We start from the raw sequence: 26,023 nt of genomic DNA on the forward strand, positions 1-26,023 counted from the left end.
AGGGCGACGCGGCGCCCTTGGGTTTTTCACGAGCAAGCTCGCGCCTACAGTAGAGCGGCATGCGGCTGTGCTTATAGGTTGAGTGCTGCGCGCTCCTGCTGGGTAAGGCGGATCGCCAGCGCCGCGCGCTGCTCCTTGATCCAGGTGCCCAGCACGGCATAGTCGCGCAAGTAATCCGCACCATTGTCAGGGTAGCGCGCATCCAGCGCGTCGGTCTTGTGCTCCAGCTCGCGGGCCAGGGCTGCGAAGTTCGTGGCGTATTTTTTCTTCAGATAGTTGCGCCAATACTCAAGGCCCACCAGCCTTTCTTCATAGCCCACTGCGCTTTCGCCTTGCACAATCGTCCCATAGGCACGATCCAGGTCGGCCGGCGTCACCTGCGACAATTCGCTGTACAGCATGCCGGCGGGTTGCCGGGGCAGTTCCAGGCGCGCCGCCAGCCCAATGCGCAACGCCAGGCGGACCTCTGCCGGGTCGATATCCGGACGGCTCTCGACAGTAGCCTTGGCGATGCCTTCCACGGCCTCCAGGCGGAGCATGCTACGGGCGAATTTCAGCAGCGTGGCACCGTCCTGCCCACGCTCGGCGATTTTTAGCGCATCAAACTCCAGGACCCGGGTTTCCAGGGCATTGAACATCAGGATCCGCCCATCGCCGCAGGTGACGTCCGGCATCATCGCCGTCGCCCGGGCAAACAGGTCGCGGCGCATGGCCGGGTTTTGGCTGATGGCTTCCAGTACCTTCCACACGCGCTGTGTCAGTTCGGCACGCGCCTCCAGGAAGTCCTCGGTATTGCGCAGTTGCGAGAGGGTGAAGAAAAAATCGACGCTGCCTTCCTGGGCCCTGAGTTCGTCCCAGATCCGGTGTTTTGACGAGTGCGCTGGCACGTCAGTAAACCATTGGGCCTTTTGCACCGGGGCCGTTTCGATATCCGGGTGGTTCAGCGAGTAGTCAGGTGAGTCAAAAGCCCCTTGTTCGTCGCGCTCCCAATACTCCAGAAGCATGACTTCAAGCTGCTCGGTGGAAAACCCCAGGCCGTTGCCGGTCTGGGCCAGATACTCCTGCAAGCGTTCACAGCTTGGCTGGTCCAGGCGGTTGCCCAAGAGGTTGGTCCCCGCCATCAACAGATTACGTTGCGGCTCGAACGCCTCATCCGGCAGGGTCTCGATCCAGTTGTCACTCAGGTCCAGGGTGCGCAGGCGTGGCAACTCGAGCACTGTCATCGGCCAGTCGTCCAGCAAGTTGCGTTGCAGGTACAGGCTGTCGAGCCGCAGCAGGCCGCTTACGTCCAGCTCACTGAGAATATTGTCACCCAGGTCCAGCCATTCGAGCTCGGGCATCTGCGCCAGATTGGCCTGCAACTGCGCCGCGTTCTGCAGTTCATTGCGGCCCAGGTCCAGCCGACGCAGAGCGCGGAACTCACTGAGTGCCTCGGGCAACGCGCGCAAGCCATTGTTGCTGAGCGTCAAGCTGCGCACATGGCTGAAGGCGCGCAGGAAGCCGTTGGAGCCCTCGGCCGTGAGTCGCACGCGGTTCAGGCTCAGCTCGCTGACGTGGGCGAAATATTGAGGCAACGTCGGCAAATCGCCGATAGCCAGCCCGGAAAGATCCAGGCGCCCCACCCCATTCACTCCCGGCCCCACAGACCCGGCGCGCAGGCTGTAGCGCCAGCTCTCCAGCAGCCGATCCGCTGCACGCCGCCGGTCCAACGCGCTGATCCAGCCGCCGTCCAGGTACCCATGCACATCTATCCACTCATTGAGCAGCGGCACCCATTGCGCATACTGCGCTTCCCATTGCGCCAGGCGCTCGTGGATCTGCACCGTTTCCAAGCCGTCGGCGTGTAACTCTTCGATATAAGCCGCTGCTTGCGTGGCGTCCAGTGCCGGGTCCAGGCGTTGCAGGCGCGCCGCGGGCAGCAGCTCGGCGGTTGTGGGCGGCAGCGCAGCCAGCAAATCGGGGCGGCGCAACGCATCCTCGGAAAAATATTCCGGCTCGCCCCCCGTCATACCCTGGGCCAGCAGTTCGCGGGGGATGCCCAGGGGGCTTTCCAGCGGGACGGCCGGATTCTCGCGGGCGTAGCGTCGCGCAAACACCCGGGCTTCTGCGCGGGCCGTCGCACTCAAGCGACAGCCACGCAAGTCGGTATTGGACAGCAGGAAGTCATGCCCTTGCAGCGCCGCCTCGGGGATCGAGGTCACAGCGCTGTGGCTCAAGTCCAGGCTGCGCAACGGCAGTGCAAGCACACCCTCGGGCCACTCGCTGAGCGCGCTATGGCTCAGGTCGAGGGTGCGCAGTTCGCGCAGCGCACTCACGTCCAGGCGGCTGATGGGGTTGTAGGGCAGTCGCAGCGATACCAGGCCGGTCAACCGGTTCAACCCCGCCTGGATCGGGGCCGTAATGACCAGCCAGTTATGGGACAGGTCCAGATGGCGCAATGAAGGGCATTGGCCCAGCGCCGAGGGCAGATCGGTCAGATTGTTGCGGGCCAGGCCGAGGCTGTCGAGTTGGAGGAAGTGGCCAAGCCAGGTATTGATGCCTTCCAGCGACACGCCTATGTCACTCAGGTTCAAGCTGCGCACATGGGTAAACCCCACGGCGGGCAACTTAGGCAAATCAATCAGGTTGGCGCCTGACAGGTCCAGCATCGCGGCACCAGCAGGTGGCTGGCCCTCGCCAACAATGCGCGGCTCCAGGCCTTCGAGCCAGCAATCAAGGAGTTTTTGCGACGCCACCTGCCGCTCGACCTCAACCCTGCCAATGTTTGAATCGCGATCAGACCATTGCTCAAGGTCATCGACCAACTGGCGGTGTTCTTCGCGCACACTGTTGACGCTCTCCAGACGCTGGCGGGAAGTCAGCCCGCGCGTTTTGAAACTGGCCAAGACACGCTCGACAAAACCCGGGCCACCGGACTGCAGGCTGCCCAGGGCGCCTTCGCAATAGGCCTGGACCAGCCGCAGCTCTTCGACCAGATGGGCCGGGTTGTCATGCAGGTACGCATATACCCGCATGAACTCCTCAGGCTCAAAGGCCGACCAGTTCATATGCAGGCCGCGCCACAAGCGTTGATGCCCGGTAAACAGTGGCGCAGGCAAGGAGCGCAACGGAGTCTGGGCCACATCCAGAAACTCCAGGTGCTCAAGTTCCAGACAGCCTTGCGGCCAGGTTTCCAAGAGCCCGGACACGGTTAAACGGCGCAACGCGCTCAACCCGCGGACATCCAGGGTTTGCAGGTTGCCGGCCAGGGATAACTGGCGCAGTTCGGGCATGCGTTCAAGCGGGCGTAGCACTTGTGCTGAATAAGTGAGCGACGGGCCGCTAAGCGACAGTTGGGTGATGCTGGGAGCACTCGCCAAATGCTCTGTCAGCGCGTCGAGGTGCTCGGGACGCACATCCAGTTGCAAATGCCGCACGTTGGGAAACGGCCGCAGTAAGCGGCTGGATTCCTGGGCAAGAAATCTGCTCCCGGTGAGGTTCAGGGTGCGGACATGGGAAAAGTCGGCGTGCCACTCGGGCAGCGCCTGCTCCCCTCGTAGACTTAGGGTGCTATCGGCCGGACTGTCCCGATCAAAGCCCTGGCGCCAGCAATCGATGAGGTCGTCAACCGTGCGCTGGCGACTCTCATACGCCCCCGCCCACTGCTCAAGGGTCGCGCGCAAGGCCGTCAATTCGCGCTGGCGGTTGGCAAACAACCGCCAGATTTGCGCATTGCTCTCGCCGTCGCGTCGGCGCGCAGCTATCAGCGCCTGAGCCTGGGACTCGCTGATATTCGGATACACGCTACGGGCATGGGCGATCAACGCGTCGTCCATGGCGAACAGCCCGCCCCTTCCCGACAGCTCATACCCCAGGCGCCCGCTCGACAGGCGCCAGGCAGGCCTAGAGCGCGGCGTGCGCAGCTTGAGGATGTCCCGGGCGATGAGCTCGCGCTGCCCACTGGCATAGGTCGCCAGCACCTGCTGCAAATCTGCGGCCTGGCCGGTCAGCCCCAACGACCTGCACGCCTCATCGGGCAACGCGTCGATGATCGACTGGAAAAGATTGCGTCCATGGGCAGGCGCGCTATTGAGTGCGCGGCCGCCTGCATCAAAGGCCTGGAAGCCCTCGCCGCTGCTGACCAGGTATCGGCGCACAACAGCGTGCTCCGGGCCAATGCTGTCCAGCAAAGGGCCGTGAATGCCCTCCAAACGCATCTCAAGGCGCACACCTAGGGGCCATCCGGGCAGGCGCGCGAGGCCCTGCAAGGCGAGTCGGTCGCTGTCGGCATTGGCCAGCCGGTCACGGTGCAGGCCGCTGAGCGCCCGGCTCAAGCGCGCCTGCTGCAAACTGATACGGGCCTGGTGGTCGAGCCGCGCGCTGACATGCCCACTGTCTTGCAGGCGCCTGAGTTCCTGTGGGCTGGCGCGGTTGAGCAGCTCGTCGAGAGCACGCCTGGACAGCGCGGGAAACCGTCGCTGCAGTGGCCTGCTGTCGCTCATGGGCGCGCCACTCCCCTGTAGCCGGGCGTCGAACAGCGCCGTCTGCCGTTGCAGGGCATAGTCCGCCAGGCGCTCATTGAAGGCTTGTTCCCTGGGCTTGCCGCTGCCCAGCAAAGCGGTGATTTCCTGCTCGTCAAGGCCGCTCAGAACCATCTGGGCGAGCCTGCCTTGCTGCACATCGGCGCGGCTGATTTTCAGGGTCGGACGACTATCGTCCAACGACAACGGGCTGCCATAGCAAACCGAGCGCCCTGTCGGCTCCAGGCGCGCGCCTTCCCACTCATCAGTCACGGGCACCCCAAGTGGGTCACCACGCTGTGGCGTGCCCAACAGGCGCCAGGCCTGCTCCTCGCCCAGCCTGGTCGATACCGGCTGGCTGCGCTCAACGATGGCGACTGCCTCAAATACCTCCAGCACCCGCCCGGGAGGCCAGCCGGGCATTTCCACGGTGAGGGGCAAGGCATACTCATGGCGGTCCTGCAGGCCGGTGCCGCGGCGCAGGCGCTCGATCAATTCGCCAACGTCCTGGTCGGCCCTGAACCGCTCCAGGGTATCGGCCAGCACGGCGGGCACCGGCAAACCGTCCAGATGCACTTTGCGCAGCAGATCGTCGTGCACACCGCTGACGTTGCCAACCACCCTCAAGGTTTCATCCGAGAAACCCTCGGTAATCGGCCCCAATCGCCGCAGCAGGGTCAGGCGGTCCCAGGTCAGGGGGCGCTCATGGCTATGCCGCCACGCCCCGGCCCCGTTGTGTTCGAGGAGCGGCTGGTACGCCAGCGGATCGCGCGGGTGTTTTATCCGCCATTGCTTGAGCTGCGGGTCAAAGGTCTTTTCGTAGAGCACGTTATCGATCTGCACATGGAGTTTGCCATCGACCTCGTACTGCCCCAGGGCATTGGCCTGACTGCCGGGCGCCAGGGCGGCTTCACTTGGGTACGCGCCCAGGTCGGGCTTCCATAAGCGGACCCGGCCATCCGGTAGCTTCACCGGGACCAGGCCTTCGATAACCGGCTCATGCCTCAACGCGCTCAGGGCCTTGCCGCCCACCGCAGTCACGCCAAGCAACGCAAGGTTTTGCGCCAGGTCGATCAAGTGCGCCCTGGCCGCCCTGCGATCGCCCTCGGCCCACTGCTGCGAAGCCTCGAACACCTCTTTCAACAACTGCTCAGCCATCACGGCCATCATCAGCTCCCCTAGCACTGGCACAAACCCCACCAGCGCACTCAAGCCGAACATCCCGATGTTGAGCAGCATGGCCAGTTTGCGCGTTCGCACCCCGGCGTCGACATCTGCGGTGGGCACGGCATGGCCGGCGGCATCGGCGAGGCACTTGTCCTGGTGCCGCTCATACAGGTAGGTCCACAGGTCGACTTTGTCGCTACCAAATACCTGGTTTTTGAAAGCCAGCGCCACGGGCGCCAAATAGGGGTCCGGGTTGGGCACCTGCGGGGCCAGGGGCAAGGGCGGAAAATTCTTCAGTTTGAACGGGGTTACCTGGCTGAGCAGTTCATAGAACTGGCCGATGCCGGGGAAGTTCGTGCCGATTTTCTCGCGCAGGGTGGCGTCTGGCGCATCCTCGGTGAACTGACTGAAGTAATGCGGGCGCTCGGCATAATCGACGAACTGACTGAAAAAAGCCTGATAGGCCGTGGGGCGCTCCACACGGGTCGAGGCTGAGCCCGGCGTACTGAAGCGTTGCTTCAAGGTCGCCAGCAGTTGCGCATGATTGGTATAGCGCTTAAGAGGCTGGTATGGGTCCTGGGGGATATACAGGATTGGCGAATCGACATGCTCATCATCGAAGGCCAGAAACAGCACGCAACCGGTCATGCGCAACTTCATCAAGCCCAGGTCGCAGAGCCATACCGGTTGCCCCCCCATCTGCGGCGCGCGTTCGCCGGCGATCACCGATAGCACCATGCGGTAATCGTCTTGGGTAATGTCCTCGTGCAACAGGGCCAACTCGGCCGCCGCCCGCATCGCGGCCTTTTGGCTGGCAATGAATTGTTGGCGCAGGGTGGTTTCGTGGGTGGAAAAAAAGTCCGCGAGATAGGCCTGGTACTGCCCGCCCAGATCCAGGCGGCGGCACAGCCCTATGAACTGATAGACCGTGAGGCTCCCCAATCGGACCGGCAGCAACGGGGCGACGGCGGCGCCAGGCGATGACACCTGCCAGCGAAAACCCGACGATGAGTGAAAGGCCCCCTCTGCGGACTCGGACTCTTCGAAGTTGTGCAGCGCTGCCTGCAGCAGCTCCAGCTGCAAAAAGTCGTAGGTTCGCGCTTCAAGGTTCAGATCGGTGATGTGCAGGGCCTTTCGCAAGCTCAGCCAAGTGGCGACGTGGGGGGCCAAGGTAACGTCGTACTGCTCCTTGAGCGCCTGGAGCAGCAGCGGCCTGGCAAACGTGTCGATGTCCTGCAAGGCAGACAGGCTTTGGTCCAGAGCCGTCTGGGCGGTAAAACTTGCGATAAAACAGTCGTGCAATAGCTCGCGCTGCTCGGGTGTCGCATGCCAATAGGCTGGCGGCAGCGGGCTGTGGTTGTGCTTGAGGGCCATGCGGCGTGAGGTTGTGCTATCGATCAACCATTGCGGCGTGGCGCTGATCAATAACGGGCGATGGATGCTGGGCGTTGCCGGCAATGGGGGCAAGTCGGTCATGATGCGGCTCCGGGAAAAGGAGGCCCAGCACACCATGGGGGTCACGGCCAATCGCGGTAACTACGTCTATCCTGTTGGGAGCAGCAACTCCCCCCAGACCTCGCAGGAGGACTCATGGACGACCCGAACAACAAACCGCCGACCTTCTGGCAGATGCTTCATAGCGTGATGGCTGCTGCATTTGGCGTGCAGAGCGGGAAGAACCGCGCGCGGGATTTTACCCATGGCAAGCCCAGCCATTTTGTCGTGCTGGGCATTTTGTTTACCGCCGTATTTGCCCTGGCGCTCTTTGCCATCGTCAAGCTGGTGCTGCATCTGGCCGGGGTCTAGGCCCGGTCACTTCAACAGCAACTGCATGCTGAAGGGGTATTGGTAGGCCGCAGGCTTGCCCTGGGCCGACAGTGCGCGAAAATCCACACCGTCGCCCTCGTGGTTACGCAGGTCCAGCAAGCGCTGGGCCTGTGGCCCGTCAATCAACTGGAACAGTTTCACCTGGCGCTCACGCCCGCCATGGCTTTGGATGTCCACGCCCACGGCATCGTCGTGCAGCAGCACCATGGCCCAGCCACCGACCGTAAAGTGCCCGGCCACCAGCGCACTGATCCGCCCTTGCAGCCGCGCCTGGAGGACATCGGGAGAGCTGTTGATCGCGCTGAACAACACGTCCTTGCCGGGTGCGCGGCCACTGCCATTCAAGGCCTGCATGGCGCCGAGGGCCATTTCATCATTGGCCGACCAGACCAGGGTAGCCCGGGGGTAGCGCTTGAACATCTGGGTCGCCTGCTCGAATGCGCGCTGGCGGCTCCATTCGCCATACACCAACTGGCGCAGATGCACTTCGGGGTGTTCGCGCAAGGCCCGCTGCAAGCCCTGCTCGCGCGCCTGAGAGGTCGGTGTGTACTTGGCGCCGGAAAACGCCAGCAACTCAAGGGTGCCACCGGACGGCACAGGGCCATGTTGACGCAGCAGCTCCTTGAGCATCAGGTACCCGCCCTCCTCGTCGTTGGTCGTGAGGCTGCCCATCCAGTTCGGGTACTTCCCGGCGTCCAGCAGTTGCATCTGGCTCGGGGTCAGGGCGTTATTGACCAACAGTAGCTTGACCTGGCTACCCTGGGCCATGCGCAGGATCTGCGGGGCGATGTACTGCTCGTTGACCAGCACCAGGTAATCCGGGCGCTGCGGGCCCTGCAATGCTTCGCGGGCCTGCAGCAAGGTGTTTTGCGGATCACGCTCGGAATAACGCACGCGTAAATCCAGGCCGAGGTCCTTGGCCGCGGCCTGCATGAATTGCGCATAGCAGATCCAGAAGGTTTCAGTAGACAGACCTGGGTTGAGAAACACCACCGACGTTGCATGGGCCATCGTCCCGAACGCCATCCCCACCCACCACAAGCACCCGCAGAGAACCTTCAACATTACTGCCCGAACCCCGGAAATTGACAGATCATAATAGTGGCAATAAGCCTTTTGATCTTGGCTATTTAACGGCAGATCGGACAGTTTGGTGGCGATCAGTTCCCTTTACTGATGGCTGACCCAGAACACGGCGGTGGAAACCACCAGGATAATCAGGAACAGAATCGCCCAGGCGTCCACGGTACTGTCGGGTTTACGGGCTTTGGTTGGATTGCTCATCGCATCGCCTCTTGTCGGTTTTATGGCTGATTGCATTAAGACTCGTCCACAGTAAAGTCGATGATTGCCCGCATGACAAATGTGGGTATCGCGATAACCGTTCTCATTAGTCGATTTGGTTCTTTGCATATACTAAAACATCACTTTTGCGCATAAACGCAAGCTGGTATCGTGCGCCGGCTCCGTTGGGAGTGCGCGGCCGTGCGCGCAGATTTGCCGAGAACAGGACCTATATGTACGTATACGACGAATACGATCAGCGCATCATCGAGGACCGCGTCAAGCAGTTCCGTGATCAGACCCGACGCTATCTGGCAGGTGAACTGAGCGAAGAAGAGTTCCGCCCTCTGCGCCTGCAAAATGGCCTTTACGTTCAGCGCTTTGCGCCGATGCTGCGGGTGGCCGTGCCTTACGGCCAACTGACTTCGCGCCAGACGCGCATGATGGCCAAGATCGCCCGTGACTTCGACAAGGGCTACGCCCACATCAGCACCCGCCAGAACGTGCAGTTCAACTGGCCGGCCCTGGAAGACGTGCCGGACATCCTGGCTGAACTGGCCACCGTGCAGATGCACGCCATTCAGACCAGCGGTAACTGCCTGCGCAACGTGACCACCGACCAGTTCGCTGGCGTGGCCGCCGATGAAGTGATCGACCCGCGCCCCTGGTGCGAGATTGTTCGTCAGTGGACCACGTTCCACCCGGAATTTGCCTACCTGCCGCGTAAATTCAAGATCGCCATCAATGGTTCGACGTCTGACCGCGCCGCGATCGAAGTCCACGACATCGGCCTGGAGCCGGTGTACAACGCCGCAGGCGAACTGGGCTTCCGCGTCCTGGTGGGCGGCGGCCTGGGGCGTACTCCGGTGGTCGGCGCGTTCATCAATGAATTTTTGCCTTGGCAAGACCTGTTGAGCTACCTCGACGCCATCCTGCGTGTGTACAACCGCTATGGCCGCCGTGACAACAAGTACAAGGCGCGCATCAAGATCCTGGTCAAGGCCCTCACCCCCGAGGTGTTTGCCCAGAAGGTCGACGCCGAGATGGAGCACCTGCGCGGCGGCCAGACCACTCTGACCGACGCCGAAGTGCATCGGGTGGCCAAGCACTTCGTCGATCCGCACTACAAGGCCCTGGGCAACCAGGCTGCCGAACTGGCGGCGCTCGACCAGCAGCACCCAGGCTTTGCCCGCTGGCGCACGCGCAACACCCTGGCGCACAAGCAGCCGGGGTATGTCGCAGTGACCCTGTCGCTCAAACCGACCGGGGTAGCGCCTGGCGATATCACCGACAAGCAACTGGACGCCGTTGCCGACCTGGCCGACCGCTACAGCTTTGGCCAACTGCGCACCTCCCACGAGCAGAACATCATCCTTGCGGACGTTGAACAGAGCCAATTGTTCACCCTGTGGGGCGAGCTGCGCGAAGGTGGTTTCGCCACGCCGAACATCGGCCTGCTGACCGATATCATCTGCTGCCCGGGTGGCGACTTCTGCTCCCTGGCCAACGCCAAGTCAATTCCCATTGCCGAATCGATCCAGCGCCGTTTCGACGACCTGGACTACCTGTTCGACATTGGCGAGCTGGACTTGAACATCTCCGGCTGCATGAACGCCTGTGGCCACCACCACGTCGGCCACATCGGCATCCTCGGGGTGGACAAGAAAGGCGAAGAATTCTACCAAGTGTCCCTGGGTGGCAGCGCCAGCCGCGATGCGAGCCTGGGCAAGATCCTCGGCCCATCCTTCGCCCAGGAAGCCATGCCCGAGGTGATCGGCAAGCTGATCGACGTCTACGTCGAGCAGCGCACCGAAGATGAGCGCTTCATCGACACCTACCAGCGCATCGGCATTGACCTGTTCAAGGAGCGCGTCTATGCAGCGAATCATTAAGAACAACCAAGTCGTCGACGAAACCTGGCACCTGCTGCCCAAGGATGCGTCGTTCGATGGCATCTCCAACTGTGACGACCTGATCGTGCCGCTGGCCTTGTGGCGTGAGCACGGACATGCCCTCAAGGCCCGTGATGGTGGCCTGGGCGTGTGGCTGGACGCCGATGAAGAAGCCGAAGAGATTGGCGCCGACGTGGAACACTTCCAGGTCATCGCCCTGAACTTCCCGGCCTTCACCGACGGGCGCAACTACTCCAACGCGCGCCTGCTGCGTGACCGTTATGGCTACAAGGGCGAACTGCGGGCGATTGGCGATGTGCTGCGCGACCAGCTGTTCTACCTGCACCGCTGCGGGTTTGACGCCTACGCCTTGCGCGCCGACAAAGACCCGTATGAAGCGCTGGAAAGCCTCAAGGACTTCTCGGTGACGTACCAGGCGGCTACGGATGAACCGTTGCCGCTATTCCGTCGTCGCTAGACCCTGATGCGAAACAAAAAGCCCCGAAACCTGGCTCGCAGGTTTCGGGGCTTTTTTATGCGCGGCGCAAGGGCCATGGGCGCGAGGGCGAAACCGGCCTAGCAGGCAACGGGCAGATCTGCTCAGCCCTTCTGCTTGGCGACCCAGCGACCGTAGGCATCGATGAACGCCTGCAGGAACGGCTGGGTTTTCTCCGACAGCTTGCCCGACTCATCAAACGCACTGCCCGCGCCACCCAGGTAGGCTTCCGGCTGCTGCATGCACGGCACATCCAGAAACACCAGGGACTGGCGCAAATGATGGTTGGCACCAAAGCCACCAATCGCCCCCGGCGAAACGCTGATGACCGCACCTGGCTTGCCGCTCCAGACGCTCTTGCCGTATGGGCGCGAGCCTACATCAATGGCATTTTTCAAGGCCGCCGGCACCGAACGGTTGTATTCAGGAGTGACGAACAGCACCCCATCGGCCGCCGCCACCTGCTGGCGGAACGTGGTGTAGGCCGCAGGCGGCGTTGCGCTATCAAGGTCTTCGTTGTAGAGCGGCAATTCGCCAAGTTCGACGATGCTGAGCTTGAGGTTGGCCGGCGCCAACTGCGCCAATGCCTGGGCGACCTTGCGGTTGATCGACTCTTTTCTCAAGCTGCCGACCAGTACGGCAATCGTGTAGACCTTGCTCATGGGGCCTTCCTGACATCTGACTAAGGGAATTTGTAGTTATAGAGCCTTCGCCGGGCGATCACCAGCAGGTAGTAGCCAATCGGCGGATGTTTTTGTTTGTAGGAAAAATAAGCGGAATATCAACGAATAGTATTTTTTCTATGTAGGTAAACTACCCGCGTTAAAGACGGTCTACAGAACCGCAAATCGGTGTTTTCTCCAGAGGTTCTAAACAGATGGCAGCAGTACTTGTCGGACAATTCCATGCTCGTGACGCGGAAGGCCGCGTTTATTCCGTGCATGAATTCCAGGACTCCACTCCGTCGGACGGTGGTTCAGAACCTGTAATCTCCTACAAACTGGCGATTGGTGACCGGGTCAACAAAGTTGATGACAACACCTTCGTCCTGGTTCAGTCGCAGATCTCCCTGACCCGCGAACCCGAAAACACGCCTGTTTGATAAGGCTGTGCCTCCAGGCAGAAGTCATATGAACGGAGTTGGGTTAGGATTCACCCGGTGAATCCCTTACCTGCTGAACATGGACTTCATGCATGCGTTTACGTCATATCGAAGTGATTCAAGCCATTTTGCAGACCGGACACCTCGGCACCGCCGCCGAATGGTTGCAATTGGCTGTGTCCGATGTGGACGCCACCCTCAAGGACGCTGAACAGCAACTGGGCTTCATGCTGTTCGCCAGCGTCCGCGGACGGTTGCAGGCCACCCGTGAAACCCTGGCCATGCAGGCACAGATCGCCCACCTCTACGAGGCCCTGGAACCGATACAGCGCCTGGCCAGCAGCCTCAAGCACCATCACGCCCCGCCGCTGCGCACACTGTGTACGCCGCCCTTGGCCAACCAACTGCTGCCGCAAAGCATCGCGTTGTTGCGCCGCCGTTTCCAGGACACGCCCTGCAACCTTTCCAGCCAACCGACCCGTGACATCGTCAAGAGCCTGTTGCTGCATGAGGCCGACCTGGGCCTGAGCCTGCATGACCCCGAACACCCGCAAATCACCAGCACCGTGCTGGCCCAGGGCAAGCTGCAACTGCTGGCGCCCCATGGCTGGCTCAAGCCACGGCAGAAATACATCGCCCTGCAAGAATTGGCCGGCCAGTCGATGATCGGCCTGGAGGGCCAGGACCCGCTGAGCCAGTTGCTGGACAGTAAGTTGCAAGCGCTGCGGCCGTTGCCAGTGATCCAGACACGGGTGCAGACCTACCAGATGATGCGCAGCATGGTCGAGGCCGGCGAAGGGCTGGCGGTGGTCGATCCGTTCACTGCCAGCGGCGCGCGGGAGGCGGGGCTGGATACCTGCCCGCTGTCACCGCCGATCCTGGTGAGCCTGTATGGGTTGACGGTCAGGGACAGCAGCCCGAGCCCGGCGCTGAATGCATTGCTGGAGATTGTCACGCAGAAGGCCCAAGACCTGCTGTCTTGAGTGTCAGCTGAACAAGCGATACCAGAAAATCGCCACTTCCCGCGTCTGTGGATCAATCCCGCGATAACGCAGGTGGTCGATACCGCCCATGACGTAGCCGCTGCGTTCATACAATCGGCACGCTCCCAGGTTATTGTTCTGGGTCTCCAGCATCATCCCTGGCAGGTTTTTCTTGCGGCTCCAGAACTGCGCCACATCAAGCAGGGCCTTGGCCACGCCATGCCGGCGGGCTGGGAGCACCACCGCCAACTCATCGACATGGGCATAACCGTTCCAATTGGTACTGACGACGATATGGCCCACCGGTCGATCATCCAGGTACGCCATGAATACCGCGCTGTCGCTGGCATTGCGGTAGCTGGCGAACTCCTCGGGGTCGATGCCGTAGCATTTGCGGTACGGCAAAATCTGCTCCACCGCCCACTGATCGACAGGCTTGCCCAGTTCGGGCGTGCCATACACGCACACCTCGAAGCTGAAATCATTGCCCCATACGTAGGCGTCAAATCCCTCGTCGGCGACTCGTACACTGAGCCCCGGGTACTTCGGATTCATTACAGCTTGCATAACCATCCTTAACACTTGATGCAATCGACGGTGTAACAACGACCGTTGCCGTCGTCTTCGTGTTGTAAGCCATGCACATCGGCGACAAACCCTGGGAAACTGCTATCGAACTCCCGGGCAAAGGCCAGGTAGTCAATGATCGATCGCGTCGACTCGGTAAAGCGCTCCCCCGGCATGATCAGCGGAATGCCTGGCGGATAAGGCACCAGCATCACGGCTGCGATACGCCCTGGCAAGGCATCGATGGACACGGCCTCGACTTCACCGCGCACCAACTGGTCATAGGCATCGGCCGGCTTCATGGCGATTTCCGGTAACACCGTGTACATGCGCTTGAGGTGCTTGGCCGTGGCGTTGCTGCGATAGCAGCCGTGCAATTGGTCGCACAAATCCTGCAAGCCCATGCCCTGATAGCGTGCCGGGCCTTGCTGGAACACCGATGGCAGGCAACTGGCCAGGCTGATATTGGCGTCGTAGCTGCGCTTGAACTCCAGCAACTCGGTGAGCAGGGTACTCCACTTGCCTTTGGTAATGCCCATGGAGAACAACACCAGGAACGAATACAACCCGGTTTTTTCCACCACCAGGCCACGCTCCCAGAGGAATTTACTGACTACCGCTGCCGGAATGCCGCAGTCACTCAAGGCGCCACCCGCCGTCAAGCCGGGCATGACCAGGGTGACCTTGATCGGGTCGAGCAACACATAGTCTTCGGCGATATCCCCAAAGCCATGCCAGTCGGCCTCCGGCTGCAACAACCAGTCAGCGGTCGCAACCCGGTCGATACCGGCCACCGAGGGCGGTTGCCAGATGGAAAACCACCAATCATCGGCGGCGATGTGCTGGCGCAAATTGGCCAGGGCCCGGCGAAAGCTCAGGGCCTCATCGAACATTTCCTGAAGCAGCGAACGCCCCGCCGGCCCTTCCATCATGGCCGACGCCACATCCAGCGAGGCGATGATGCTGTACTGCGGCGAGGTAGAGATATGCATCATGAACGCCTCATTGAAACGATCACGATCCAATTGCCGCGCCCCGCCGTCCTGCACATGGATCATCGACGCCTGGCTGAACGCCGCCAGCAACTTGTGAGTCGAGTGCGTGGTGAACACCAGCGGGCTATCCGGCGTGCGCGAGGTACCCATGCCATAGCGCCCGGCGAAAAACTCGTGGAAGGCCGCGTAGGCGTACCAGGCCTCGTCAAAGTGCAGGACTTCGACGCTGTTGCCCAATTGCTGCTTGATCAACTCGGCGTTGTAACACAGGCCGTCGTAGGTCGAGTTGGTCACCACCGCCAGCTTGACCTTGGGCTCGCGACCGCGGGTCAAGGGGCTGGCCTCGATCTTTGCGCGAATCGATTCGCGGCTGAACTCGGTCAGCGGGATTGGACCGATAATCCCCAGTTCATTGCGCTCCGGGCACAAGTACAGGGGGATCGCGCCGGTCATGATGATCGAATGCAGCACCGACTTATGGCAATTGCGGTCCACCAGCACCAGGTCATCGCGCCCGACCATGGAGTGCCAGACGATCTTGTTGGCGGTGGAGGTGCCGTTGATCACAAAGAATGTGTGGTCGGCGCCAAAGTTGCGCGCCGCGCGGGCTTCGGCTTCGGCCAGGGGCCCGGTGTGATCCAGCAGGGAGCCCAGTTCCGGCACTGACACCGACAGGTCCGAACGCAGGGTATTTTCCCCAAAGAACTGATGAAACGCCTGCCCCACCGGGCTTTTGCGATAGGCCACGCCGCCACCGTGGCCGGGGGTATGCCAGGAGTAATTGGAGTCGGCTGTGTGTTGCACCAGGGCCTTGAAGAATGGCGGCAACAGGCCATCGAGGTAAGTGCGCGCCGCCCGGGCCACCTGCCGGGCAAGGAACGGCACCGTGTCCTCGAACAGGTAGAGAATGCCGCGCAGTTGGTTGAGCTCGCTCATGGCATCGGCCGGGGCATTTTCCAGGGTGACTTGCTCGCCCAGGGCAAAGATCGGCAGGTTGGGCGCGCGCAGGCGTGCCAGTCGGATCAGCTCCACCATATTTTGCAGCAGATGGGTATTTTCCCCGGCGCCTTCAGCGGCGATCAGCATGCACGCCAGGCCATGATGGGTCGACGCCACCAGCCGGCCTTCGGCATAGTCCACAGCGGAAAAGATGCTGAAACCCTCTTGCTCCAACTCCCGGGCGATACCCCGGACCCGATCACCGGCGACGGTGTCGGCCTTGATGTCGCGGTGCACGATCAGGATCGGGAACTTCAGGTCTTTGTACATGAGGGCTTGGCGTCCTGAGGGCGATGTACTCAGGGTAGAAGCTGGGAGCGAATGTGGCGAATGGAGATAAAGTTTTTGTGGGAGCGGGCTTGCCCGCGATTGCGGTGTGACAGTCAGCGCATTCGTTACTGATCCACCGCCATCGCGGGCAAGCCCGCTCCCACACTTTCAGGCCGTGATGAGCCCGACTCAGTGTTGGGTCAACTGGGTCCACAAGGCTGGCGCACCCGCCGATTTGGCGATGGCTTCCAGGCGTGACGCGTGCTCGGCCATGTCCTGCTCGCTGGCACGGATGATGGTGGTGGGCTTTCGATCTGCCGGCAGACGGCGGATTTCCGAAGGCCGGTTGCCCGAACCCTCGGCCGAACCGTTACCGTCGGAGGCGTTGCCAGCCAGGGACAGGCTGGTCTGCCCGCCGGTCATGGTCAGGTAGACGTCCGCGAGGATCTCGGAGTCGAGCAAGGCGCCGTGCAGTTCACGGCCAGAGTTGTCGACGCCATAGCGTTTGCACAAGGCATCGAGGCTGTTGCGCTGGCCCGGGTGGCGCTCACGGGCCATCATCAAGGTGTCGAGGATCGAGCAATGACGGGTGATGTCGGCCCGATCCGTCTGGCCCATCAGGGCGAATTCGTTGTTGATGAAACCAACGTCGAACGCCGCGTTATGGATGATCAACTGCGCGCCATTGATGAACTCGAAAAACTCATCGGCGACTTCCGCAAAGCGCGGCTTGCCCACCAGGAATTCGTTGGTGATGCCGTGGACGCCAATGGCGCCTTCATCACTTTCCCGGTCCGGCTGCAGGTACACGTGGAAATGCCGACCGGTGAGTCGGCGGCCCATCAGTTCGACACAGCCGATTTCAATGATCCGGTGGCCATCGGTCACCGGCATGCCGGTGGTTTCGGTATCGAGTACAACGGATCGGATGGCCATCAGGGTTCAGCTCTCAACGGTGTGTGTATTTCAAGGGCCGGGATATTAGCACGCTCTATAACCCAAGCGCCCCATGGACAGACACCTTGCACCCTGGTCCAACAGTTTTTTACAAGGTTTAGCAAAGCTTGCGCAGTTTGCCTGCACCGCCCTTGTTAGCCTGCGCCGCTCCTTTCTATGCGTAAAAACCAGCCCATGCTCAAGCCAAAACACCTGCTCGCCCTGTGCCTGATCGGCGCCGCCACTGCCCAGGCCACCAGCTTTGTGATGACCACCGACGCCTTGGTCAGCCTCTCGATGAGTGCCACCAAAGGCACCAGCAGCAGCTTCAAGGATGACAAGATTGTACTAGCGGCAAAGGACGATGCGGCAGCGTTTGTCGCCAGCCAGGGCAAGGTACGCGGCGTTCAGTTGGAATCGGCATTGCAGCATATTCGCCGCACCCTGCCGGATTTACGCGATACTGACGAGCAACTCGCCGGTGCGATCCTGATTCTGTGATAGATGAACGCAAACACCCATGATTGATACCCGATATCCCGTTGTACTGCTGGTCACCAGCCTTCTTTTGGCAGGTTGCGCATCCCCGCCCTCCGCCACTGGTCAACTGCCGCAGATCGTCGCCCATCGCGGGGGCACGGCGGACTTCCCGGAAAATACCTTGCTGGCTATCGACCAGGCCTTGGCCAATAACGTGGATGTGCTATGGCTCACGGTGCAGTTGAGCCTGGACCAAGTACCGGTGTTGTATCGACCGACAGACCTGAGCGCCAATACCGACGGCACCGGCGCCGTGGCCGGAAAAACCCTGGCCCAGTTGCAACAGCTCAATGCCGGCTGGCAATTCAAGCAGGACGGGGCCAATGGCCAGGTGACCTACCCCTACCGTACCCGTCCCGTGCCGCTGCCTTCATTGCAGCAAGCGTTGACCGTAATCCCGGCTACCACGCCCATCATCCTCGATATGAAAGCCCTGCCCGCCGACACCCAGGCCAGGGCCGTGGCCCGGGTACTGGAGCAAAACCATGCGTGGGGCCGGGTGTTGATCTACTCCACGGACGCCCGCTACCAACACGCGTTTGCCCAGTACCCCCAGGCCCGCCTGTTCGAATCCAGGGACCGAACACGCGACCGCTTGGCCAACGTCGCCCTGGCCCACAACTGCCAGCCAGCCCCCGAAGCGGGAAGTTGGGTGGCGTTTGAGTATCAGCGCAAGGTCGAGCTGGTGGAAACCTTCACCCTTGGGGAAGCACGCTCACCGGTGAATGCCAAGCTATGGACAAGGCCTGCCATCGACTGTTTCCAGTCCAGGGGCAAGGTACATATCCTGGCGATTGGCATTAACACCCAAGATGATTATCGAGCGGCGGCGTGCCGTAAAATCGATGCGGTGCTGGTGGATTCGCCCCGCGCGATGCGAGGCGTGAAGCAGCAGCTCGAATGGCCGCTGCGGTGTGACTGACGGTCAGCTCTGCTTGTAACCGCGCACTTCATCCACGCCGCGATTGGCCAACTGGTCGGCCCGCTCGTTGCCTGGGTGACCGATATGTCCGCGTACCCACTTCCAGGTGATGTTGTGACGGTTGCACTGCTCATCCAGCAACTGCCACAGGTCGGCGTTTTTTACCGGCTCTTTGGCTGCAGTTTTCCAGCCGCGCTTTTTCCAGTTGACCATCCACTCGTTGATGCCTTTCATCACGTATTGCGAGTCCGTCACCAGCAATACATCGCAACGGCGCTTGAGCTCTTCCAGGCCGCGAATGGCGCCCATCAGTTCCATGCGGTTATTGGTGGTGTTGGCTTCGCCGCCCCACAACTCCTTCTCCACGCCCTTGCACACCAGCAAGGCGCCCCAGCCGCCAGGACCAGGATTGCCCTTGCAGGCGCCGTCGGTAAAGAGTTCTACGCTATCGGTCATTACGCTATCCATCAAAGCGGGTTGCCGGTAATCGACCGGCAGCTCCCGAGGTCGAACACTGCGACCTGAATTCCAGAAAAGTGATTTATGGCTCGCTGGAGCGACGGTTGACCTTGGCCAGGGGCATCGGCACCAACTTGCCCATGGGCTCGCGCCGTACCTGGCTCACCGGCCGCAGCCCGACCACGATCTTGCGGGCCACCAGCAGGTAGAAACCGCCGCCGGACAACTGCCAGGCCCCAGCCCGGCGCTCCCAGCCAGCCAAACGGCCCTGCCACTTGGGCGAGGCAAGCGGCGGACGATAGCACCCGAAGCGGCGTTTCTCCAGCGCGAAGCCCAGCAGGTTCAACCAGTCACTGACCCGCGAGGGCGAGATGCAGCGGGCCTGGCGCAGCGCATCATGGGCGAAGAGGTGCCGCAGGCCCCATGAACTCCAGGGGTTGATACCAACGATCAACAAATGGCCGCCCGGGCGCACGGCGCTCGCCGCTTCACGCAGCAAGCCATGGGGCGACAGGCAAAAATCCAGGCCATGCTGCATCACCACTACATCGGCGGCATGCTCGCTCAAGGGCCAGGCCTGTTCCTCGCAGACAATCTCCACCCCCGGCAACGGCGCGCCCAGGCGTACATTGCGCTGCACCTGGGGCGCAGGCGGCGGATTCTGGGCCGAAGGGCCGTAGTGCACCAGGTAGCCGCCAAAGAAGCGCTCCAGCTCTTCTTCGAGCATAAGACGCTCTTGTTCCAGCAGAAATTGCCCGATCGGCCCGGACAGCCACTCACGGGCTGCGCTGATCAAGGCCAGCCACTCGGGATCGGCCTGGGCGAACGCTTTATCAGTCATTGCATTCTCCAACTCGCCAAGACGTTCTAAGATGCACCAATGTGTTCAGCTTGGCGAATAGAAGAATGATACAGATCAGTGCCCTGCCCGCCTTCACCGATAACTACATCTGGTTGTTACAAGACCATGGCAGCCATCGCTGCGCGGTGGTCGATCCCGGTGACGCCGCGCCAGTGGTGGCGTGGCTCAAACAGTATCCAGACTGGACCCTCAGTGACATCCTGGTGACCCACCATCACCACGACCATGTCGGCGGTGTGGAGCAGCTCAAGCAAGTCTCGGGCGCCACGGTGTATGGCCCGGCCAACGAAAAGATCCCGGCCCGTGACGTCGCGCTCAACGATAACGACCGTATCCAGGTGCTGGGCTGGGACCTCGATGCGTTCGCCGTGCCCGGACATACCTTGGGACATATAGCCTTTTATCATCACGGCTTGCTGTTCTGCGGCGACACCCTCTTCGCCGCCGGCTGCGGGCGTTTGTTCGAGGGCACGCCAGAACAGATGTACAACTCCCTGGAACGCCTGGCCGCCCTGCCAGTTGATACGCTGGTGTACTGCACCCACGAATACACACAAAGTAACCTGCGCTTTGCCCAGGCCGTGGAACCGGATAACGCAGATATCGCCGAACGTGTAGCAAAAGTCGGCGAACTGCGGGCAGCCGGCAAGATGACCTTACCGTCGACCCTGGCCCTGGAAAAATTGACTAACCCTTTTTTACGTACCGCGGAAACATCCGTTAAACAAAAAGCGGACGAGCGGAATGGCCGCGACAACCGCCCTGGGAGCGAGGTGTTTGCTAGCTTGCGGGCTTGGAAAGATACGTTCTAAGCAGACAGGTTCTGATACGAAATTTCTGAATGGTTGACCGGAACCAAAGCGCTTTCTAGAATCGCCCGACATTTTTGCCCGGAACTAACTTCCAGCCAATGTCGTCATCTATTCGTAAATCCAACCATTCAGACGCATTGACCCGCCTGGCTCAAGCCATTGCGGTGGCCGTTTCCGCAACTCTGGCGGGCTGCCAAACCACTCATTTCGCTGCACAATCCACCGTGCAACCCAAACCCGTTTTTACTGCCAAGATCAAGCAAAAACCCCTGTGGCTCTCAGAGAAGCCAAGCCCGCAGGTGCCCCAGGATGTCTGGGAGCGCATGCGCCAGGGGTTTCAATTGCAGGACGGTGTCGGCGTCAACCCGCGTATCGAGCAACAGCGCCTGTGGTTCGCCAGCAACCCATCGTTCCTGGAGAACGCCGGCGAACGCGGCAGCCTCTATATTCACTACATCGTCGAACGCCTTGAAGAACGCAACATGCCCCTGGAGCTGGCGCTGCTGCCAGTGATTGAAAGTGCCTACAACCCAATGGCCTATTCGCGCAGCGATGCGGTCGGCCTGTGGCAGTTCATCCCCTCCACCGGGCGCTACTTCAACCTGCGCCAGACCCGCGCCTATGATGGCCGCCGCGATATCACCGCCTCCACCACCGCCGCCCTGGACTATCTGACGCGTCTGCATGACATGTTCAATGGCGACTGGCTGCTGGCCCTGGCGGCCTATAACGCCGGTGAAGGCACGGTCAGCCGGGCCATCGAGCGCAACGAGAAACTCGGCCTGCCCACCGACTACTGGAACCTGCCGCTGCCCCAGGAAACCAAGGACTACGTGCCCAAGTTCCTGGCGCTGTCCCAAGTGGTGCTGGCCCCTGAGGCCTACGGCGTCAACCTGAACCCGATTGCCAACACGCCGTACTTCGAGATGGTTGAAGTCAAGCAAAGCATGGACCTGTCCCGGGTCGCCGCGCTGGCCGAGATCGACGAAGACGAACTGTTCCAGCTCAACCCGGCCTTCAAGCAACGCACCACCCTGGATGGCCCCCAGCATTTGCTGGTGCCCACTTCCAAGGCGCAATTGCTGGCCAGTAGCCTGTCCTCGATGAACCCCGAGGAATTGTTGAGCCTGCGCCCGAAAAAGCCAGTGTTTGACGAAGTCGAGCACAAGGCCGTGGCCGGCCGTTCGCGCAGCTACAAGGTCAAGAGCGGCGACAACCTGACGCTGATTGCCAAGGCCAACAAGGTCGACGTGCATGACCTGCAGCGTTGGAACAAGCTCAATGGCCAGGCCTTGAAAGTCGGCCAGACCCTGGTGATGCAGGACACCCGCAAGCTGGTGGCCAAGGCTGGCGGCAAGAAGCCGGTGCAGTACAAGGTCAAGAAAGGTGACTCGCTGTACATGGTTGCCAAGCGCTTCAACGTCGAGATGCAACATCTCAAGCGTTGGAACCCTCGCACTGGCCAGGCGTTGAAGCCGGGGCAGATGCTGGTGGTCTCCGGACCAAGATAAACCAAGCGCAAGCAGGCTTGTGTGGGAGCTGGCTGGCCTGCAATTGCATCGACGCGGTGTAACTGATTCACCGCAGTGCGTGCATCGCAGGCAAGCCAGCTCCCACATTTGATCTATGCACCGCTCAAGATCCCGCCGCGCCTGAAAATGGCCTTTTCAACAGTCTTTTTCCAAGTGGAACAAGCTGTTACTGTACCGATTATAAAGCCCAAGCCGCCCGGATCGGATCTCTGACTTGAAGCGTCCCCTCCTTCTACTAATAAGTCTGGCCTTGAGCTTTTGCGCGAATGCGACCATTACCGAAAACCACGGTTATGCGCAGTTCGGTACGCTCAAGTACCCGGCCAAATTCACCCACTTCGATTGGGTAAACCCCGCAGCGCCCAAGGGCGGCACCTTGCGGGTCATGGCCTTTGGCACGTTTGACACCCTCAATCCCTATACTTTCAAGGGCTCAAGCCCGGTCTCCACCGCCAATTTCCTGCAATACGGGGTCAATGAGCTCAACGAGCCGCTGATGGTTGGCACAGGCCAGTACGCGCCGTCCGGCGACGAGCCCACGTCCAGCTACGGCCTGATTGCCCGATCGGTGGAATACAGCGAAGACCGCAGTTGGGTGGTGTTCAACCTGCGCCCGCAAGCGCGTTTCCATGACGGCAAGCCCATTACCGCCGAAGACGTGGCGTTTTCCTACCGCACGTTGCTGACCGAAGGCCATCCGCAATACCGCACCAACCTGCAGGAAGTGGCCCGGGTGGATGTACTCAACCCCCACCGCATTCGCTTCGTGTTCAAGCGCGCCGGCAACCCGTTGCTGATCCTGCGCCTGGGCGAGTTGCCGGTGCTGCCCCAGCATTACTGGAAAAACCGCGACTTCAAGGCCACCACCTTCGAACCGCCGCTAGGCAGCGGGCCCTACCGGATCAGCCAGGTCCAACCGGGCCGGCAATTGGTGTTCGAACGGGTCAAGGACTATTGGGGCAAGGACCTGCCGGTCAATCGCGGTTTCTACAACTACGACAAGGTCGAAGTCGAGTTCTACCGCGACAGCGACGTGGCCTTCGAAGCATTCAAAGCCGGCGAGTTCGACATTTACATCGAACACCAGGCCAAGAACTGGGCCAATGGCTACAACTTCCCGGCAGTCAATCGCGGTGAAGTGATCAAGGCGCAGATTGCCCACCAGATCCCGACCCAGAGCCAGGGCCTGTTCATGAACAGCCGGCGCGCCACTTTCAGCCAGGCCAAGGTGCGCGAAGCGCTGGGGCTGATGTTCGATTTCGAGTGGACCAACCGCACCCTGTTCAGCGGCGCCTATAAACGCACCCTGAGCTACTACCCCAACAGCGAATTCTCCGCCAGCGGCCTGCCGGTAGGCCATGAATGGCTGATGCTCTCGCCCTACCGCGAGCAACTGCCGGCCAATCTGTTTACCCAGGCGTTCAGCCTGCCGCAGACCGAGGGGCGCGGCATCCCCCGGGAAACCTTGCGCCGGGCCCTCGGCCTACTGGCCGAAGGTGGCTGGAAACTTTCCGGGCAACGCCTGCTCAACAGCGATGGGCAGCCGCTGCGGTTTGAAATCCTGCTGGTCAACCCGAACCTGGAGCGCATCCTGCAACCGTATGTGGAAAACCTGCGCAGTATTGGCGTCGATGCGCGCTTGCGCACCGTGGACCGTGCGCAGTACAAGCAGCGCCTCGACCAGTTCGACTTCGACATGATCCTGATGACCCTCAACCAGACCCTCAGCCCCGGCCTTGAGCAGTGGCAGTACTTCCACTCCAGCCAGGCCGGGATCAAGGGCAGCAAGAACTACGCGGGCATCGCCAACCCGGTGGTCGATCACCTGCTCGAGCAGTTGCTCGCCGCCCAAACCCGCGACCAGCAAGTCGCCGCCGGCCGGGCCCTGGATCGGGTCCTATTGTGGCAGCACTACAGTATTCCCAATTGGTATCTCAACTATCATCGCCTGGCGTACCGTAACCGGTTCGCCTTCGTGACCACGCCGCCCTACAGCCTGGGCCTGAGCGCGTGGTGGCTGAAAGCATCGGAGAAACCCCAATGATGGCTTTGCGTACTGCGATTATCAGTGGCCTGCTGCTGTGCACCCAGGCTGTTGCTGCCCCTCAACATGCCTTGACCCTGTATGACGAGCCGCCCAAGTACCCGGCCAACTTCAAGCACGTCGACTACGTCAACCCGGACGCACCCAAGGGCGGCACCTTCCGTGAGTCGGCCATGGGCAGCTTCGACAGCCTCAACCCGTTTATCAGCAAGGGCGTGCCGGCCGATAACATCACCCTGGTCTACGACACCCTGGCCCAGCAGGGCCTGGACGAACCCATCACCGAATATGGCCTGATCGCCGGCAAGATCGAAAAAGCTCCGGATAACAGCTGGGTGCGTTTTTACCTGCGGCCCGAAGCGCGCTTCCACGATGGCCATCCAGTACGTGCCGAAGATGTGGTGTTCACCTTTGAAACCCTGATCAAGCAAGGCACGCCGATCTACCGCACCTACTACGCCGACGTCGCCGAAGTGGTGGCCGAAGACCCGCTGCGGGTGTTGTTCAAGTTCAAGCACACCAGCAACCGTGAGCTGCCGTTGATCCTTGGCCAGTTGCCGGTGCTGCCCAAGCACTGGTGGGCCGGCCGTGATTTTGCCAAGAGCAGCCTGGAGGTCCCGCTGGGCAGCGGGCCGTACAAAGTGGCCGAGGTCAAGCCGGGGCGCTCGATCCGCTACGAGCGGGTCAAGGACTACTGGGGCAAGGACCTGCCGATCAACAAGGGCCTGTACAACTTCGATTACCGCATCAGCGATTACTACCGCGATAACACCGTGGCCCTGGAGGCGCTCAAGGCTGGGCAGTTCGATTACTGGCAGGAAATGACGGCCAAAAACTGGGCCAATGCCTACAACGTCCCGGCCGTGGCCGAGGGCCGGCTGATCAAGGAAGAACTGCCCAACGGCAATCCCACCGGGATGCAGGGTTTTGTGTTCAATATCCGCAAGCCAATGTTCCAGGACGTGCGGGTGCGCAAGGCCATCAGCCTGTTGATGGACTTTGAATGGACCAACAAGCAACTGTTCAACGGCGCCTACACCCGCACCCGCAGCTATTTTGAAAACTCGGACATGGCCGCCACCGGCCTGCCGGGCCCGGCCGAGCTGGCGATTCTCGAACCGCTGCGCGGCAGAGTCCCGCCGCAAGCCTTCACCCAGGCCTTCGCTCCACCGAAAACCGATGCCAGCGGCATGATCCGCACCCAGCAGCGCGAAGCCTACCAACTGTTGCAGGAAGCCGGCTGGCGCATCGTTGACGACAAGATGGTCGACACCACCGGCAAGCCGGTGAGCATCGAGTTCATGCTGTTCCAGACCGACTTCGAGCGCGTCCTGCTGCCCTTCAAGCGTAACCTGGCAGACCTGGGCATCGAGCTGGTGATCCGCCGGGTCGATGTCTCGCAGTACGTCAACCGCGTGCGCTCGCGGGATTTCGACATGATGGTCGGCAGCTTCCCACAGTCCTCGTCACCGGGTAACGAGCAGCGTGAATTCTGGCAATCGGGCAGTGCCGACAACCCCGGTAGCCGCAACTACATCGGCCTCAAGGACCCGGCCATCGACGAATTGGTGGAACAGTTGATCAACGCCGACTCACGCAACAGCCTGGTGGCCCACGCCAAGGCTCTGGATCGGGTACTGCAGTTTGGCTACTACGTGATCCCCAACTGGCATATCAAAACCTACCGTGTGGCCTATTGGAATCACCTCGGCCACCCCAAGGTCCCGCCGCGCTACGACGTAGGCATCAACACCTGGTGGATCAAACCCGACACACCGCCGGCCACAACGCCACCCACCGACACCAGCGCCGACCCGGCGAGCGGAGGCGACTGA

19 protein-coding genes are annotated in these 26,023 nt (G+C 61.3%); 11 read left to right on the plus strand and 8 right to left on the minus strand.

Annotated features, from left to right (window positions below):
* Positions 1 to 71 precede the first annotated feature (71 nt).
* Entirely contained in the window at positions 72 to 7,142 is a 7,071-nt protein-coding gene (locus AC19YY_RS12785) for an NEL-type E3 ubiquitin ligase domain-containing protein (protein ID WP_500604288.1), read from the minus strand.
* A gap of 114 nt (positions 7,143 to 7,256) precedes the next feature.
* Between AC19YY_RS12785 and AC19YY_RS12790 the strand changes: the two genes are divergently transcribed.
* Positions 7,257 to 7,472 carry a DUF2970 domain-containing protein gene (locus tag AC19YY_RS12790; RefSeq protein ID WP_169953275.1) on the plus strand — a complete coding sequence of 72 codons (216 nt, stop codon included), beginning with the start codon at positions 7,257 to 7,259 and terminating at the stop codon, positions 7,470 to 7,472.
* A 6-nt stretch (positions 7,473 to 7,478) separates the two neighbouring features.
* Here AC19YY_RS12790 and AC19YY_RS12795 read toward each other — a convergent pair whose 3' ends face one another.
* Complete coding sequence (locus tag AC19YY_RS12795; protein WP_500604289.1) at positions 7,479 to 8,558, minus strand: ABC transporter substrate-binding protein; 1,080 nt, start codon at positions 8,556 to 8,558, stop codon at positions 7,479 to 7,481.
* Positions 8,559 to 9,010: 452 nt separating this feature from the next.
* On the opposite strand from AC19YY_RS12795, the gene AC19YY_RS12800 reads away from it, so the two are divergent.
* Positions 9,011 to 10,669, plus strand: a complete 1,659-nt coding sequence (locus AC19YY_RS12800; RefSeq protein WP_169953271.1) for a nitrite/sulfite reductase — start codon at positions 9,011 to 9,013, stop codon at positions 10,667 to 10,669.
* Positions 10,653 to 11,147: a DUF934 domain-containing protein gene (locus AC19YY_RS12805; RefSeq protein WP_169953269.1), complete on the plus strand. Its 495-nt coding sequence runs from the start codon at positions 10,653 to 10,655 to the stop codon at positions 11,145 to 11,147. Before AC19YY_RS12800 ends, AC19YY_RS12805 begins: the two co-directional genes overlap by 17 nt.
* A gap of 122 nt (positions 11,148 to 11,269) precedes the next feature.
* Here AC19YY_RS12805 and AC19YY_RS12810 read toward each other — a convergent pair whose 3' ends face one another.
* Positions 11,270 to 11,827: an NADPH-dependent FMN reductase gene (locus AC19YY_RS12810; protein WP_169953267.1), complete on the minus strand. Its 558-nt coding sequence runs from the start codon at positions 11,825 to 11,827 to the stop codon at positions 11,270 to 11,272.
* A 215-nt stretch (positions 11,828 to 12,042) separates the two neighbouring features.
* Here AC19YY_RS12810 and AC19YY_RS12815 point away from each other — a divergent pair, with 215 nt between their 5' ends.
* Positions 12,043 to 12,267, plus strand: a complete 225-nt coding sequence (locus AC19YY_RS12815) for a hypothetical protein (protein ID WP_170041309.1) — start codon at positions 12,043 to 12,045, stop codon at positions 12,265 to 12,267.
* 92 nt (positions 12,268 to 12,359) lie between these two features.
* Positions 12,360 to 13,250: a LysR substrate-binding domain-containing protein gene (locus tag AC19YY_RS12820; protein ID WP_169953263.1), complete on the plus strand. Its 891-nt coding sequence runs from the start codon at positions 12,360 to 12,362 to the stop codon at positions 13,248 to 13,250.
* Positions 13,251 to 13,253: 3 nt separating this feature from the next.
* Here the strand turns inward: AC19YY_RS12820 and AC19YY_RS12825 are convergent, their stop codons facing one another.
* The 3 genes from AC19YY_RS12825 to dnaQ form a co-directional block, all read right to left on the minus strand.
* Positions 13,254 to 13,805, minus strand: a complete 552-nt coding sequence (locus tag AC19YY_RS12825; protein WP_169953322.1) for a GNAT family N-acetyltransferase — start codon at positions 13,803 to 13,805, stop codon at positions 13,254 to 13,256.
* Between the two features lie 20 nt (positions 13,806 to 13,825).
* Positions 13,826 to 16,081, minus strand: a complete 2,256-nt coding sequence (locus tag AC19YY_RS12830; protein WP_170041308.1) for an Orn/Lys/Arg family decarboxylase — start codon at positions 16,079 to 16,081, stop codon at positions 13,826 to 13,828.
* A gap of 189 nt (positions 16,082 to 16,270) precedes the next feature.
* Positions 16,271 to 17,011 carry a DNA polymerase III subunit epsilon gene (dnaQ, locus tag AC19YY_RS12835; protein WP_170057428.1) on the minus strand — a complete coding sequence of 247 codons (741 nt, stop codon included), beginning with the start codon at positions 17,009 to 17,011 and terminating at the stop codon, positions 16,271 to 16,273.
* 201 nt (positions 17,012 to 17,212) lie between these two features.
* Here dnaQ and AC19YY_RS12840 point away from each other — a divergent pair, with 201 nt between their 5' ends.
* Both AC19YY_RS12840 and AC19YY_RS12845 read left to right on the plus strand, forming a co-directional pair.
* Complete coding sequence (locus AC19YY_RS12840) at positions 17,213 to 17,518, plus strand: DUF2388 domain-containing protein (protein ID WP_500604290.1); 306 nt, start codon at positions 17,213 to 17,215, stop codon at positions 17,516 to 17,518.
* A gap of 19 nt (positions 17,519 to 17,537) precedes the next feature.
* A complete protein-coding gene (locus tag AC19YY_RS12845) occupies positions 17,538 to 18,479 on the plus strand; it encodes a glycerophosphodiester phosphodiesterase family protein (protein ID WP_500604291.1) in 942 nt (313 codons plus the stop codon).
* A gap of 3 nt (positions 18,480 to 18,482) precedes the next feature.
* Here the strand turns inward: AC19YY_RS12845 and rnhA are convergent, their stop codons facing one another.
* Positions 18,483 to 18,935: a ribonuclease HI gene (gene rnhA, locus AC19YY_RS12850; protein ID WP_029291380.1), complete on the minus strand. Its 453-nt coding sequence runs from the start codon at positions 18,933 to 18,935 to the stop codon at positions 18,483 to 18,485.
* A gap of 85 nt (positions 18,936 to 19,020) precedes the next feature.
* Complete coding sequence (locus AC19YY_RS12855; RefSeq protein WP_500604292.1) at positions 19,021 to 19,779, minus strand: class I SAM-dependent methyltransferase; 759 nt, start codon at positions 19,777 to 19,779, stop codon at positions 19,021 to 19,023.
* Between the two features lie 65 nt (positions 19,780 to 19,844).
* Between AC19YY_RS12855 and gloB the strand changes: the two genes are divergently transcribed.
* The 4 genes from gloB (at position 19,845) to AC19YY_RS12875 (ending at position 26,023) form a co-directional block, all read left to right on the plus strand.
* On the plus strand, positions 19,845 to 20,612 hold the full coding sequence (gloB, locus tag AC19YY_RS12860; RefSeq protein ID WP_500604293.1) for a hydroxyacylglutathione hydrolase: 768 nt from the start codon (positions 19,845 to 19,847) through the stop codon (positions 20,610 to 20,612).
* Between the two features lie 98 nt (positions 20,613 to 20,710).
* On the plus strand, positions 20,711 to 22,123 hold the full coding sequence (locus AC19YY_RS12865; protein WP_169953252.1) for a lytic transglycosylase domain-containing protein: 1,413 nt from the start codon (positions 20,711 to 20,713) through the stop codon (positions 22,121 to 22,123).
* Positions 22,124 to 22,358: 235 nt separating this feature from the next.
* The gene (locus tag AC19YY_RS12870) at positions 22,359 to 24,188 is read left to right on the plus strand and encodes an extracellular solute-binding protein (protein WP_500604294.1); all 1,830 of its coding nucleotides are present in this window, start codon (positions 22,359 to 22,361) and stop codon (positions 24,186 to 24,188) included.
* Positions 24,185 to 26,023, plus strand: a complete 1,839-nt coding sequence (locus tag AC19YY_RS12875; protein WP_172311531.1) for an extracellular solute-binding protein — start codon at positions 24,185 to 24,187, stop codon at positions 26,021 to 26,023. Before AC19YY_RS12870 ends, AC19YY_RS12875 begins: the two co-directional genes overlap by 4 nt.

This window comes from Pseudomonas sp. MF09156 (genome assembly GCF_059862305.1).

Coding starts and splice junctions, on each gene's coding strand:
- AC19YY_RS12785 (WP_500604288.1), bottom strand. CDS start 7,142: ATGACCGACTTGCCCCCATTGCCGGCAACGCCCAGCATCCATCGCCCG.
- AC19YY_RS12790 (WP_169953275.1), top strand. CDS start 7,257: ATGGACGACCCGAACAACAAACCGCCGACCTTCTGGCAGATGCTTCAT.
- AC19YY_RS12795 (WP_500604289.1), bottom strand. CDS start 8,558: ATGTTGAAGGTTCTCTGCGGGTGCTTGTGGTGGGTGGGGATGGCGTTC.
- AC19YY_RS12800 (WP_169953271.1), top strand. CDS start 9,011: ATGTACGTATACGACGAATACGATCAGCGCATCATCGAGGACCGCGTC.
- AC19YY_RS12805 (WP_169953269.1), top strand. CDS start 10,653: ATGCAGCGAATCATTAAGAACAACCAAGTCGTCGACGAAACCTGGCAC.
- AC19YY_RS12810 (WP_169953267.1), bottom strand. CDS start 11,827: ATGAGCAAGGTCTACACGATTGCCGTACTGGTCGGCAGCTTGAGAAAA.
- AC19YY_RS12815 (WP_170041309.1), top strand. CDS start 12,043: ATGGCAGCAGTACTTGTCGGACAATTCCATGCTCGTGACGCGGAAGGC.
- AC19YY_RS12820 (WP_169953263.1), top strand. CDS start 12,360: ATGCGTTTACGTCATATCGAAGTGATTCAAGCCATTTTGCAGACCGGA.
- AC19YY_RS12825 (WP_169953322.1), bottom strand. CDS start 13,805: ATGAATCCGAAGTACCCGGGGCTCAGTGTACGAGTCGCCGACGAGGGA.
- AC19YY_RS12830 (WP_170041308.1), bottom strand. CDS start 16,081: ATGTACAAAGACCTGAAGTTCCCGATCCTGATCGTGCACCGCGACATC.
- AC19YY_RS12840 (WP_500604290.1), top strand. CDS start 17,213: ATGCTCAAGCCAAAACACCTGCTCGCCCTGTGCCTGATCGGCGCCGCC.
- AC19YY_RS12845 (WP_500604291.1), top strand. CDS start 17,538: ATGATTGATACCCGATATCCCGTTGTACTGCTGGTCACCAGCCTTCTT.
- rnhA (WP_029291380.1), bottom strand. CDS start 18,935: ATGACCGATAGCGTAGAACTCTTTACCGACGGCGCCTGCAAGGGCAAT.
- AC19YY_RS12855 (WP_500604292.1), bottom strand. CDS start 19,779: ATGACTGATAAAGCGTTCGCCCAGGCCGATCCCGAGTGGCTGGCCTTG.
- gloB (WP_500604293.1), top strand. CDS start 19,845: ATGATACAGATCAGTGCCCTGCCCGCCTTCACCGATAACTACATCTGG.
- AC19YY_RS12865 (WP_169953252.1), top strand. CDS start 20,711: ATGTCGTCATCTATTCGTAAATCCAACCATTCAGACGCATTGACCCGC.
- AC19YY_RS12875 (WP_172311531.1), top strand. CDS start 24,185: ATGATGGCTTTGCGTACTGCGATTATCAGTGGCCTGCTGCTGTGCACC.